We start from the raw sequence: 13,028 nt of genomic DNA on the forward strand, positions 1-13,028 counted from the left end.
CGCTCAACCAGATCCGTCATGCACGGATCAACGAACGATCACGCCATAAGAAACGACGTCTTAGTGCTCGGTTCCACTGCCGAAACGTCTGCCCCCCGACGCGACGTGTCGACGGGAGCAAGACTGCACGCTGCCGATAAACGAACGATGAACGTGCTGTCAGCCCTCGCTGGGGGACCTCGTCGAGGCGAGCAGGAGGGAGACCGACTCGCTCTCGGGGGCCTTCAGTTGGTCGAAGACGGAGAGCGCCTCCCGCCAGCAGACCTGCGCCCGGTCGGCCTGTCCTATGCCGTGCAGAGCCCGGCCCAGCACGGTGAGCACATTGGCGCGGCGCCACTCTCCGCCTATGTGGAGCAGCACGGTGAGCGCCTGCTCCGCCAGCGCGGCTGCCTGCGCCGGTTGCCCTGCGGTGAGTTGCACCTCGGCCAGCCGGAACAGCGTCATTCCCTCCCAGAGGCGCTGGCGGCTTTCCCGGAAGACGGCCAGGGCTTCGGTGAGCCGCCCTTCCGCCTCTTCCGGACGGTTCGCACGTGCCAGAGCCAGCCCCAAGGCGTAGCGGCCGTTCGCCAGCCGCAGGGTGAGGCCCATACGGTTGTAGAGAGCCACGCCCTCCTCTGCCAGCTTCACCGCACTGTCGGTCCGGCCCATGGCGAGATGGACGCGGGACAGATTGCACAGAGCGCTGGCCTCGCCCGCTTGGTTCCCGTCTGCGCGGAACGCCGTGCACGCCTGCCTCAGCAGGGTCTCGGCCTCGCCTTGCTGGTTGCGGTAACCGGCGATGATTCCCAGCTCGTTCGGCGCATTGCAGTGGGTCCACACATCGTCCACCGACGGGGCGAGCAGCATGGCCCTGCGGGCCTCGCCCTCCGCCTCGTCGAAACGACCAGCCATGCTGTGCACCTGCGCCAGCGTCGTCCGCGCCCGAGCCTCGGCGTACGGGTCGCCCACGTCCACGGCCGCGTCCCTGACCACGGTGGCCGCGGACTCGAACTGACGCGCGTTCGCACCGGACTCGGCGAGATCCTTCGAAGCCAGCAGAAGGCCCACAGCCCGCCGGACCGACGCAGCGTCACGATTCTGCTGCACGCAGGAGAGCAGGCACCCCGCTTCCGCGTAGAGCCAGTCGAGGGCGTGCTTGTGGTCGGTGAACGAGAGCCCCTCGTACTCCGTCGCCTCCAGGTGGTCCACGGTCCGGTCCCCCGGCCGCTCCAGCGCGTACACCCCCGCGGCCGTGGCCAGATAGAAGTCCAGCAGCCGCGACAACGCCGACTCCCGCTCCGCCGCCCGCTCGTCCCGCTCCGCGCACGCACGCGCGTAGAGGCGCACCAGGTCGTGGTAGCGGTAGCGGCCCGGGGCGGCCGATTCCACCAGGCTCGTGTCCACCAGGGCCTCCAGGAGGTCCTCCGCCGCGTGCGGGTCCAGGTCCAGGAGGGCGGCGGCCGCGGCCAGGGAGATGTCCGGGCCGTCCGCGAGGCCCAGGAGGCGGAAGGCGCGGGCCTGGGCCGGTTCCAGCTGGCCGTAGCCGAGCTCGAACGTGGCCTTCACCGCGAGGTCCCCCGCCTGGAGCTCGTCCAGCCGGCGCCGCTCGTCCGCGAGCTTCGCGGCCAGGACCGACACCGTCCAGGTGCGGCGCGCCGCTAGGCGGGAGGCGGCGATGCGGATCGCCAGGGGCAGGAAGCCGCACGCGGCCACCACGTCCAGGGCAGCCTCCCGCTCCGAGCCCACCCGCTCCGCGCCCACGATCCGGGTGAAGAGCTGGAGCGCCTCCTCCGGCGACATCACGTCCAGGTCCACCAGATGCGCCCCGGCCAGGTCCACCATCCGCACCCGGCTCGTCACCAGCGCCGCGCACCCCGGCGTACCGGGCAGCAACGGGCGGATCTGGGCCGCGTCATGGGCGTTGTCCAGCAGGATCAGGATCCGGCGGCCGTCCAGCGTCGAGCGGTACAGCGCGGCCCGCTCGTCCAGCGTGTCCGGGATCGCCGAGTCCGCCGTGCCGAGGGCGCGCAGGAACGAGCCGAGGACCGTCTCCGGCTCCGCCGCCCGCGCCCCCGCGCCCTGGAGGTCGACGTACAGCTGCCCGTCCGGGAAGTGCTTCCGGGCCTGGTGCGCGACGTGCACGGCCAGGGTCGTCTTGCCGACCCCGCCGATCCCCGCCACCGCGGAGACCGCCATGACCGAGCCCTCCGCCGTGGCCAGCCGGCCGCCCAGCTCCGACACGAACGCGGAGCGGCCGGTGAAGTCGGGCACCGTGGCGGGCAGCTGCGCCGGCTTCAACGGCGCGGGCGCGGGAGCCGGTTCGTCCGCCGGGCGGGCCAGCTCCTCGTCCGCGCGCAGGATCCGCTGCTGGAGCTGGGCCAGCTCGGGGCGCGGGTCCACGCCCAGCTCCTCGGAGAGGAGGCGGCGCGTGTCCGCGTACACGGCCAGCGCCTCCGCCTGCCGGCCGCTCCGGTACAGCGCCACCATCAGCAGCTCGCGCAGCCGCTCCCGCAGCGGGTGCGCCGCGGTCAGCGCGGTCAGCTCGGAGACCGCCTCCGCGTGGCAGCCGACCTCCAGGTCCAGGTCGAGCCGCGTCTCGGTGAGCTGGAGCCGCCACTCCTCCAGCCGGGTCCGCTGGTTGTCCGCGTACGGGCCGGGCACGGAGGCCAGCGCCTCACCGTCCCACAGGCCCAGCACCTTGTTGATCAGGGTGCGCGCCTGGCACCGGTCCCCGGCCGCCCGCGCCTTCTCCGCCTCGGCCGACAGGTCCTGCGCCAGAGTCAGGTCCAGCGCGCCCCGGTCGATCCGGATCGCGTACCCGCCCGACTCGCTCACCAGTGTGTCCTGGCCGAGGATCTTGCGCAGCCGGGAGGCGTACGTCCGGATCGTCGCCAGCGCCTGCGAGGGCGGGTCCTCGCCCCAGAACGCGTCGATCAGCTCGCCCGCGGTGGCCGTCCGGCCCTCGCGCAGCAGCAACGCGGTCAGCAGGGCACGCTGCTGGGGCGAGCCGGACGAGAGCAGCTCCGAGCCCCGCCAGGCCCGTACGGGGCCGAGCACGGTGAACCTGAGAGCGTCCGCCGTACCCGGTTTCTCCGGAGCACGCTGCTCCGGTACGCGCACGCGTGGCCCGCTGTCACGGTCCATTGATGCCCCCTGTCCTGCTCGCCTGCCGGTCCCGCTCGGCTGCGGATCCTGCGATGGTGCCCGCGCCCGAATGTCCCCCGTGCGCCGAAGTGCGGTGTGCATCCGGATGGCGCGGTACCGCTGGTATCGCGCTCAACAGTCTGCCTTGTCTCGGGCGGACTCGTCAGCAGTGGGTGACGCTCTGCACAAGCCCTCGACAACGATTCGGGAACCACGCCCCGTCGCATGCTCCCCGGCGCGCGCGCCGCCGGGTCCCACGTCCATGCCCGCACAGATAGCTGACGGTTCGTCAGATCGGCGCTACTTTGGAACGCATGGAGACCTTCCCGAAGATCATCTCGGTGGACGACCACACGGTGGAGCCCGCTCACGTCTGGCGGGACCGGCTCCCGTCCCGGTACGCCGACTCCGGTCCGCGCGTCGTCCGCGCGCCCCTGAAGGAAATGACCTTCCTCGGGGGAAAGTTCGCGCCCGTCATGGGCGCCAAGGGCGACGACGGTCCGGTCGGCGACTGGTGGGTGTACGAGGACCTGCACCGCCCGCTCACCCGCCTGGACACCGCCGTCGGCCACGACAGGGACGAGATCAAGCTGGAGATCATCACCTACGAGCAGATGCGTCCGGGCTCCTTCTCGGTCCCGGACCGGCTCGCCGACATGGACGTCAACCACGTCCAGTCCGCGCTCTGTTTCCCGACCTTCCCGCGCTTCTGCGGGCAGACGTTCACCGAGGCCAAGGACCGCGAGCTGGGGCTCCTCGGCGTACGCGCGTACAACGACTGGATGGTCGAGGAGTGGTGCGGCCCCGAGGCTCACGGCCGCCTCATCCCGCTCACCCTCGTCCCGCTGTGGGACGCGGAGCTCGCCGCCGCCGAGGTGCGGCGCAATGCCGCGCGGGGCGTACGCGCCGTCGCGTTCTCCGAGATACCTCCCCATCTGGGGCTTCCGTCCATACATGCGGACGACTGGGATCCGTTCCTCGCGGCCTGTGACGAGACGGGCACCGTCATCGCCATGCACATCGGCTCCTCGTCGCGGATGCCGTCCACCTCCGCCGATGCCCCGCCCGCCGTCGGCTCCACCATCACCTTCGCCAACTGCTGTTTCTCGATGGTCGACTGGCTGATGAGCGGCAAGTTCGAGCGCTTCCCCAACCTCAGGATCATGTATGCGGAGGGCCAGATCGGCTGGATCCCCTACATCCTGGAACGCGCCGACGTGGTCTGGGAGGAGAACCGCGCCTGGGGAGGCGTCGCCGAGAAGGTCCACCGCCCGCCGTCCGAACTCTTCGCCGAGCACGTCCACGGCTGCTTCTTCGACGACGCCTTCGGGCTGAGGAACCTCGACGCGATCGGCGTCGGCAACGTCCTGTACGAGACGGACTACCCGCACTCGGACTCCACCTGGCCCCGCTCCCGCGAGGTCGGCGAGGAGCAGATGGGCCACCTGGCCCCGGACGTCGTCGACCGGATCGTCCGCGGCAACGCCATCGAGCTGCTGGGACTCACCGAGGACGGGCTCTGGGCGGGAGCGTGAGCCTCGGTCCGTACGGGGACGAGACCGTGGCCCCTTCCCGTACGGGGACGAGACCGTGGCCCCTCCCCGTACGGGGACGAGACCGTGGCCCCTCCTCGTACGGCGGCCGCGTCAGGCCTTCGCCACCGGCTCCTGAAGCTCCGTCACCCACTGCTGCCGGTCCGGCGGGCACTCCAGGCTGACCTCGCGGGCGTACCCCGTGGAGCGGTAGCCGTTGGCCTCCAGCCAGCGGGCCAGGGTGTTGACCGCCGGCAGCACGTCGTCCATCGCGCCCCGGTGCACGATCGTCGCCGCCTCGAACGGCGGCAGCTCCACCACCCGCACCCCCGTGTCCCCGACCGCGCCCACCGGCGCCGACACGGTCACCCCGGCGTGCACGACGATCCCGCCGCCACCCCCGGGCTCGTCCTCGTACCGGGCGATCCCGGGGCCGGTGGGCCGGACGCCCGCGCCCTCCAGGAGCGGGAAGAGCCGCTCGTACAGCGGGCCGATCACCGGCCCGATGTCCTGCGGCTGGTAGCTCGCGGCCGTCCCGGTCAGCTCGGCCACCCGGACCGCGGAAACGGTCTTGATCACGATGTCGTCGGCAGGCATGCGCCCCTCGCTCTCGATCGACCGGAGCCTCGCCTCGACCCGGGCCAGCCGCGCCGAAGCGGCGGCCACCGCCTCCGCCAGCTCCGCCCGGCGCAGCCGCAGCATGCCGCGCAGCTCCTCCGGGCCCACCTGCTCGTCCAGGACCGCCCCCACCTGCTGGAGCGTGAAGCCGAGGTCCTTGAGCGCGATGATCCGGTTGAGCCGCGCGAGCTGGGCCGCGCCGTAGAAGCGGTAGCCGGTGGCGGGGTCGGTACGGTCCGGGCGCAGCAGCCCGATGGCGTCGTAGTGACGCAGCATCCGGGGCGACACCCGCCCGTACCTGGCGAAGTCTCCGATGGTGAACATGATGGCTCCACAGCACCCCTTCACACGGGGTCAAGGTCAAGCGGTACCGGGTTGCGGGCCGTGCACGGGCTCTCTACAGGCAGGAGCCCCGTTCCTCCGCCGAAGCGGGGGAGCGGGGCTCCTTGGGTGCTGCTATGTGCGGCCGCGATCGACCGACCCGGGCAACTAGGCCGGGGTGACGTTCTCAGCCTGCGGACCCTTGGGTCCCTGAGTGACGTCGAAGTTCACGACCTGGTTCTCCTCGAGGGAGCGGAACCCGGACGCGTTGATCGCGGAGTAGTGAACGAAGACATCCGGGCCGCCGCCGTCCTGGGCGATGAAGCCGAAGCCCTTTTCAGCGTTGAACCACTTGACGGTTCCGGTAGCCATAAGCCCTCCTTGGGCCAAAGGGTTGCCCTGCTCCAGAACCTGCAAACAAGTCTGAAAACTACAAAAGCCTGCGGGTTACATGCTCCGCAGGCTCTGTACTGCAAGGGAAACCAAACTGCAACTTGCGGGCGAGCCTAGCACGCAGTCTCCGGAGAGCGGTAGAGGGAAAGATCACTTCACCCGAAGGTTTGATCGCCCCGCCGGGCGCTCCGCGAGAGGCCCGTGAAAAGGGGCCGCACGGGCCCCGGTGGTGCTCGTGGCCGGATGCGGGTCTAGCCTCGCGATGTGGACAATTCAACCGTCTCCCCCCGCGAAGGCGACGACCGTCGCAGCCGGCCCCGCGTCGGCCACATCCAGTTCCTGAACTGCCTCCCCCTCTACTGGGGCCTGGCGCGGACGGGCACCCTGCTCGACCTGGAGCTCTCCAAGGACACGCCGGAGCGGCTCAGCGAGCAGCTGATCGGGGGAGACCTGGACATCGGCCCTGTCACCCTCGTGGAGTACCTGCGCAACGCCGACGACCTGGTGGCCTTCCCCGACATCGCGGTCGGCTGCGACGGGCCCGTCATGTCCTGCGTGATCGTCTCCCAGCTCCCGCTGGAGCAGCTCGACCGGGCCCGGGTGGCGCTCGGCTCGACCTCCCGCACCTCGGTGCGGCTGGCCCAGCTGCTGCTGGCCGAGCGCTACGGCGTCCGGCCCGACTACTACACCTGCCCGCCGGACCTGGGCCTGATGATGCAGGAGGCGGACGCGGCCGTGCTGATCGGCGACGCCGCGCTGCGCGCCAACCTGCACGACGCCCCCCGGCTCGGGCTCCAGGTCCACGATCTGGGCCAGATGTGGAAGGAGTGGACGGGGCTGCCGTTCGTCTTCGCCGTCTGGGCGGCCCGCAAGGACTTCCTCGCCGCGCACCCCGACCGGGCGGCCCAGGTCCACGAGGCGTTCCTGGCCTCCCGGGACCTCTCGCTGGAGGAGGTCACCAAGGTCGCGGAGCAGGCAGCCCGCTGGGAGGCCTTCGACGCGAAGGTGCTGGAGCAGTACTTCACGACGCTCGACTTCCGTTTCGGCCCGGACCAGCTGGCCGGCGTCCGCGAGTTCGCCCGCCGTACGGGCGCGGACACCGGCTACCCGGCGGACGTCCGGGTGGAGCTGCTCGACGTCTGAAGCCGGCAGCCCCTCCCGGAAAGGAAGGAATTCCCTTATCCCCTTCCCGGAACAGGTCTGCCGGATAGGCGCGCGGGGCAGTGAATGGTGGGTCGCGGAACAACACATTCGCGCCTTTCCCCGGGGCGAAATGGTCCCCTCCTGACCGGAGAAGGGGGAATGGTCCGGCCGTTTCCCGGTGACCACGCCGGGGGCGCCCCCTAGGCTTCGGTCCGGGTCCGGACCGACCACAGGGATTACCGTCCACGGTTTCACCGTCCGCAGGGATCATCCGCAGGGATCACAGGGTTCACAGGGGGAGTCCATATGCAGCCGCTGGAAGCGGGCGAACCGCACACCATCGGTGCCTACCGGCTGCTCGGCAGGCTCGGCGCGGGCGGGATGGGCCGGGTCTATCTCGGCCGCAGCGCGGGCGGACGTACGGTCGCGGTCAAGGTGGTCCACCCCCACTTCGCCCTCGACGAGCAGTTCCGCGCCCGGTTCCGGCGCGAGGTGGAGTCCGCCCGCCGCATCGGCGCCCAGTGGACGGCCCCGGTCCTGGACGCCGACCCGGACGCCCCGGTGCCGTGGGTGGCCACCGGTTACGTCGCGGGCCCCCCGCTCTCCCAGGCGATCACCGAGCACGGTCCGCTGCCCGAACACGCGGTGCGCACCCTGGGCGCGGGCCTGGCCGAGGCGCTCGCCGTCGTCCACGGGCAGGGGATCGTCCACCGCGATGTGAAGCCCTCCAACGTGCTGCTCGCCCTCGACGGCCCCCGCCTCATCGACTTCGGTATCGCCCGTGCCCTCGGCGCCACCGTCTCGCTCACCTCCACCGGGGTCTCCGTCGGCTCGCCCGGCTACATGGCGCCCGAGCAGATCCGGGGCCGGGACGTCTCCGGCGCGGCCGACGTCTTCTCGCTGGGCGCGGTCCTGGCGTACGCGGCGACGGGCGCCGCCCCCTTCCCGGGCGACTCCTCCGCCGTACTCCTCTACAAGGTGGTCCACGAGGAACCCGAGCTGGGCGATCTGGAGGGCGAACTGCGCGAGGTGGTCGCGGGCTGCCTCGCCAAGGACCCGGCGGACCGGCCCGCCCCGGCCGACCTCGCCCGGGCGCTCGCCCCCGGCGGGGCGGCGGCGATGGTGGCGGGCGGCTGGCTGCCGGGCCGGCTGGTGCGCGAGGTGAGCCGGTCGGCGGTGGCGCTGCTGGACCTGGAGCCGCAGGACGCGCCGGTGCAGTCGGGGCCGGTGCCGTTCAGCAGCGCGTCGCTGGGAGCGGGGATGGGGCAGCCGGGGCCCGGCCCCCGGCCCCGGCCGGGGGAGGCGGCGCCGGGCCGGGCCGGCGAATTCGGCCCGCCCGCCGCGAACCCGCAGGAAGCGCCGTACGGGGCACCCCGTCCGCGGGAAGCCTCACAGGAAGCGCCGAACCGGACACCCCATCCGGCGGAAGCCCTGCGGGAAGTGCCCCAGGAGGCCCCCCGGGAAGCATCCCAGCAGGCGCCGCAGGACGTGCCGTTCCGGGCGCCGCACCCCCAGGACGACGTCTACGGGACGCCGCATCCGCAGGACGGTCAGGACGACTACGGGACGCCGCCCCCTCCTCCGCCCCCGATGCCTCCGCGGGCCACGTCCGCCCCCGCCGGCCCCCCGCCCCCGGCGCACGCCGGGACCTACCGGCAGGGCGGCGGCACGCGCGGCACCCACGACACCGGCGGGCTGCCGGGGCAGCGCGGCGGCGACCCCCGCCTCTCCCTGACCGTCAGCGCCGAGAACCGGCAGGCCCCCGGCGAGCGGCGCGGCCGCCGGGTCAGCTGCACCGTCGCCCTGGCCGTGGCGGGCGCGCTCGCCGCCGTCACCCTCGGCACGGGGCTGCTCGACGGCCTCCTCCCGGGCGGCGACGCCGACCAGGGCAACGACAGCGCGGCGAACCCGTCGGCCGCGACCTCCACCGCACCCCCGCCGGCGGGGGAGAAGCCGACGCCCGCCGAGTCCGACGGCGGCGCGAGCGAGCCCCCGGTCGCCGCCCTGCCGAAGGCGTACGTCGGCACCTGGAAGGGCCCGGTCACCGAGAAGACCACCGGCCAGCCCCACGGCACGCTCACCGCCGTCTTCACCGAGGGCAAGCGCGGGGAGCGGGTCGTCCGGATGAGCACGACCATCTCCCAGCTCGGCCTCACCGTCACCTGCAACAGCGTCGGCACCCTCACCTCCGGCACCGCGAAGGAGCTGAACATCCGCGAGGCCACCGATCCGGACCGCCCCAGCACCCCCGGCCTGTGCACCACCACCGAGGCCGACCTGGTCTTCCGCCTCGCCGAGGACGGCACCCTGGGCTACCGCTCGAAGGAACGCGCCGCCGGTCTCCCGTACGGGAAGCTCACCCGGTCCGGCGACTGATCGCGCAAGGGGCTGGCGTAGGCTGGATCGGTCCGTGGATCCTCAGAAACCCGCCGAAAGGTGACAGCCCGGTGACCGAGAAGGCCGACCTTCAGCCCGTCCTCGACCGAGCCGCCGAAGGCGGTCGGATCACCCCGGAGGAGGCGCTCGACCTCTACCGGTCCGCGCCGCTGCACGCGCTGGGCGCCGCCGCCGACGCCGTACGCCGCCGCCGCTACGCCGGTACGGAGCACATCGCGACGTACATCATCGAGCGCAACATCAACTACACCAACGTGTGCGTCACGGCCTGCAAGTTCTGCGCCTTCTACGCCCCGCCCAAGGCCACCGACAAGGGCTGGACCCGTGACCTCGACGACATCCTGCGCCGCTGCGCGGAGACCGTGGAGCTCGGCGGCACCCAGATCATGTTCCAGGGCGGCCACCACCCGGACTTCGGTGTGGAGTATTACGAGGAGCACTTCTCCGCGATCAAGAAGGCGTACCCGCAGCTGGTCATCCACTCCCTCGGCGCCTCCGAGATCGAGCACATGGCCCGGATCTCCAAGGTCTCCGCCGAGGAGGCCATCAGCCGCATCCACGCCGCCGGGCTCGACTCCTTCGCCGGCGCGGGCGCCGAACTGCTGCCCGCCCGGCCGCGCACCGCCATCGCCCCGCTCAAGGAGTCCGGCGAGCGCTGGCTGGAGATCATGGAGATCGCGCACGGCCTCGGCGTCGAGTCGACCTCCACCATGCTGATGGGCACCGGCGAGACCAACGCCGAGCGCATCGAGCACCTGAGGATGATCCGGGACGTCCAGGACCGCACCGGCGGCTTCCGCGCCTTCATCCCGTACACCTACCAGCCGGAGAACAACAAGCTGAAGGGCCGCACGCAGGCCACGCTCTTCGAGTACCTGCGGATGATCGCCATCGCCCGGCTCTTCCTCGACAACGTCGCCCACATCCAGGGCTCCTGGCTCACCACCGGCAAGGAGGTCGGCCAGCTGTCGCTGCACTACGGCGCGGACGACCTCGGCTCGATCATGCTGGAGGAGAACGTCGTCTCCTCGGCCGGCGCCAAGCACCGCTCCAACCGGCTGGAGATCATCGACCTGATCCGCAAGGCGGACCGGGTCCCCGCCCAGCGCGCCACGACGTACGAGCACCTCGTCGTGCACGACGACCCGGCGAACGACCCGGTCGACGAGCGCGTCGTCTCGCACATCTCGTCCACCGCGATCGAGGGCGGCACGGCCCACCCGGAGCTGAAGCTCCTCAACGCCAACTAGGCCCTCGCCCCGTGCTGACGATCCATGCCGCGCCCCTGGTCCTCCCGGTGGGCGCGGCGGCCGTGGTGGACGGTGCCGTCGCGGTCGACGGCGACCGGATCGCCGCCCTCGGCCCGTACGAGGAGGTCGCCGCCGCGCACCCGGCCGCCCGCGTCCGCCGCTGGCCCGGCCTCCTCGCCCCCGGACTGCGCCAGGACCGGGCCCGGGAGCTGCTCACCCGCTGCTACCACCCGGACCCGCGCGAGGCCGACGAGCTCGGCGAACTCCCGCTGTGGGGTGAGGATTTCGAGCGGATCGCGGTGACGATGGACGCGACCCGGCGGGCCGGCAGCGTACGGCGCGGGCTCCAGCGGATGCTGCGGCACGGCACCACGCATGTGGCGGGCCCGTTCGGCGCGGACGACCCGGCGCTGCGGACGGCCGTCTCCCGGTCGGGGCTGGTCGTCGTCCGGGTCGCGCCGCCGCCAGTTCCGGTACCGCACGGCGTGCCCGGCCTCGACCCCTTCGCGGCGGGCGGCGATCTGGCCGGTACGGCGCACGGACCGCTGACCGTGGGCGGCCGGGCCGACCTCGCGGTCTTCGACGTGCCCGACGAGGCGGCGCTGTACGGGGGAGGCCCCCGGCCCTGCGTGGCGACCGTGCTCGCGGGGCGGCTGGTGCACCGCGCCCGCTGAGGCCGCTTCCGTACGGGGCCGGCTCACGCACCCGGGGGCCGCCCGTCGCCTCCAGGCGGCCCCGGCGGGCGTCACGGCACCTTCGGGCCGCCGAGGTAGCGCCCCTTCGCGTCGTACGGCCAGGCGTTGGCGACGCAGCCCTTCAGCCCGTTGATCTGCTGCATCATCGCGGGCGCGGGACGCCCCTTCCCCGGGCAGGTCTCATGGCCGTGCCCCAGCCAGTGGCCGACCTCGTGGTTCACGATCAGCGCCCGGTACTCGGAGACGGGCCCGTCGAACTGCGGTGAACCGAGCTGCCAGCGCTTCAGGTTGACCATCACCTTCTCGCCGCCCCGGCAGTTGACCTCGCCGCGCGTGTTCAGGCCGTACGCGCCGCACATCCGGTCCGTGGTCGCCGGGGTCGCGATCCGGATCACCAGCCCGGCCGGCCCGTCGGCGACCTGGCGGAACGAGTGCTCGCCGCCGTGGCTCCAGCCGCGCGGGTCGGCCAGGACCGCGGCGATGTCCTCGGCGGCCCGGTCGGGGTCGACGCCGATGCCGTTCTCCACCTCCACCCGGTAGGCGCTGCCCCTGCCCCCCGACGTGACGCCCGCGCGGGCCACGGTGAACGTGCCGGGGCCCGAGGCGGGGATGTCCTCGGCCCGGGGGGCGTCGGCGTCGGTACCCGCGTCGGCCTCGGCCGACGGGGTCGGGGCCGGCGGGGGAGTGGGTTCGGGGGCGTCCTCCAGCGGCTTCGACGCGTTGTCCGGTCCGCCGGCCGGGGCCGTACGGGAGGGTGCCGGGGCCGCGTCGGCCGGGCCGCCCCCGTGGAGCCAGGGGCGGCCGAGGAGGAGCGCCGCGCCCGCCGCCACCGCGAGCACCAGCACGGCCGACGCGAGCACCCGCCGCCGGCTCCGCTGCCGTCGCCGCATCCGTGACCGCGCCGCCGCCCGGGACCGGGGAGCGGGAGCCGACGGGGCCCGGGGCGGCGGCACGCGCAGCCGGAACGTGTCCTCGTCGCGGACCGGTTCCCCGTACGCGGGCGGCAGCGTCCCGGTCGTGCGGCGGCGCGTCACGATCGGCCCTCCGGGTGCCGGGTCTCCTCCGGGCCGGGCCCGGGCGGGGCCGACAGGGAGGGCGTGGGCGGCCCGGGGGGCGCGGGCGGCACGGCCTCGGACTCCGTCGGCGCGGGGGTGGTGGGGCTCGGCATGTCGGGGGATTGCTCCGTAGGTCGGGGGGACGGGGTGGATGAGGCGGCGGGGGGCGGGGCGGGGCGGGAGACGGCCGGCACCGAGGGCGCGGCGGGCCCCGTGTCCCCTCCCGGCAGCAGCCGGGGGCCGAGAGCGGAGAGTCCCAGGGTCAGCGCGGTGACCGCGACGAAGGCGCCCGCGACCGCGAACCCCCGCCTCCTGGACCGCCGCCGGTGGCCCTCCCGTACGGCGTCGGACACCAGATCGGGCTGGAGGGACAGGGTGCCGACGGTCCGGTGCAGGGCGTCACGGAACAACTCCTCGTCCCGGGCCTGCTTCTCGTCCCGGACCGGCTCTCCGTCACGATTGCGGCGCGGCAGGTGCTCGTGCGGTTCAAGTGACATGACC

10 protein-coding genes are annotated in these 13,028 nt (G+C 73.1%); 5 read left to right on the plus strand and 5 right to left on the minus strand.

What is annotated here, in order from left to right; all coding sequences use genetic code 11:
* Positions 1–159: 159 nt before the first annotated feature.
* Positions 160–3,123: an SARP-family global regulator AfsR gene (gene afsR / locus IE145_RS29540; protein WP_189528497.1), complete on the minus strand. Its 2,964-nt coding sequence runs from the start codon at positions 3,121–3,123 to the stop codon at positions 160–162.
* Positions 3,124–3,437: 314 nt separating this feature from the next.
* Between afsR and IE145_RS29545 the strand changes: the two genes are divergently transcribed.
* The gene (locus tag IE145_RS29545; protein ID WP_189528498.1) at positions 3,438–4,658 is read left to right on the plus strand and encodes an amidohydrolase family protein; all 1,221 of its coding nucleotides are present in this window, start codon (positions 3,438–3,440) and stop codon (positions 4,656–4,658) included.
* 111 nt (positions 4,659–4,769) lie between these two features.
* Here IE145_RS29545 and IE145_RS29550 read toward each other — a convergent pair whose 3' ends face one another.
* Positions 4,770–5,597: a MerR family transcriptional regulator gene (locus IE145_RS29550; protein WP_189528499.1), complete on the minus strand. Its 828-nt coding sequence runs from the start codon at positions 5,595–5,597 to the stop codon at positions 4,770–4,772.
* Between the two features lie 165 nt (positions 5,598–5,762).
* Positions 5,763–5,966: a cold-shock protein gene (locus IE145_RS29555; RefSeq protein WP_003967102.1), complete on the minus strand. Its 204-nt coding sequence runs from the start codon at positions 5,964–5,966 to the stop codon at positions 5,763–5,765.
* A gap of 285 nt (positions 5,967–6,251) precedes the next feature.
* On the opposite strand from IE145_RS29555, the gene IE145_RS29560 reads away from it, so the two are divergent.
* From IE145_RS29560 to IE145_RS29575, 4 genes are all read left to right on the plus strand, one after another.
* Positions 6,252–7,130 carry a menaquinone biosynthetic enzyme MqnA/MqnD family protein gene (locus IE145_RS29560; protein WP_189528500.1) on the plus strand — a complete coding sequence of 293 codons (879 nt, stop codon included), beginning with the start codon at positions 6,252–6,254 and terminating at the stop codon, positions 7,128–7,130.
* A 306-nt stretch (positions 7,131–7,436) separates the two neighbouring features.
* The gene (locus IE145_RS29565; protein WP_189528501.1) at positions 7,437–9,506 is read left to right on the plus strand and encodes a serine/threonine-protein kinase; all 2,070 of its coding nucleotides are present in this window, start codon (positions 7,437–7,439) and stop codon (positions 9,504–9,506) included.
* Between the two features lie 71 nt (positions 9,507–9,577).
* Positions 9,578–10,777 carry a cyclic dehypoxanthinyl futalosine synthase gene (gene mqnC, locus IE145_RS29570; RefSeq protein ID WP_010060965.1) on the plus strand — a complete coding sequence of 400 codons (1,200 nt, stop codon included), beginning with the start codon at positions 9,578–9,580 and terminating at the stop codon, positions 10,775–10,777.
* An 11-nt stretch (positions 10,778–10,788) separates the two neighbouring features.
* Positions 10,789–11,451 carry an imidazolonepropionase-like domain-containing protein gene (locus tag IE145_RS29575; protein ID WP_189528502.1) on the plus strand — a complete coding sequence of 221 codons (663 nt, stop codon included), beginning with the start codon at positions 10,789–10,791 and terminating at the stop codon, positions 11,449–11,451.
* A gap of 71 nt (positions 11,452–11,522) precedes the next feature.
* Here IE145_RS29575 and IE145_RS29580 read toward each other — a convergent pair whose 3' ends face one another.
* Together IE145_RS29580 and IE145_RS29585 are read right to left on the minus strand one after the other, a co-directional pair.
* The gene (locus tag IE145_RS29580) at positions 11,523–12,506 is read right to left on the minus strand and encodes a DUF3152 domain-containing protein (protein ID WP_189528503.1); all 984 of its coding nucleotides are present in this window, start codon (positions 12,504–12,506) and stop codon (positions 11,523–11,525) included.
* Positions 12,503–13,024, minus strand: a complete 522-nt coding sequence (locus tag IE145_RS29585; protein WP_229825942.1) for a hypothetical protein — start codon at positions 13,022–13,024, stop codon at positions 12,503–12,505. The genes IE145_RS29580 and IE145_RS29585 overlap by 4 nt, the downstream gene beginning before the upstream one ends.
* Between the last annotated feature and the right edge of the window lie 4 nt (positions 13,025–13,028).

It is taken from the genome of Streptomyces sindenensis (assembly GCF_014649035.1).
GTDB classification, from domain to species: Bacteria; Actinomycetota; Actinomycetes; order Streptomycetales; family Streptomycetaceae; genus Streptomyces; species Streptomyces sindenensis.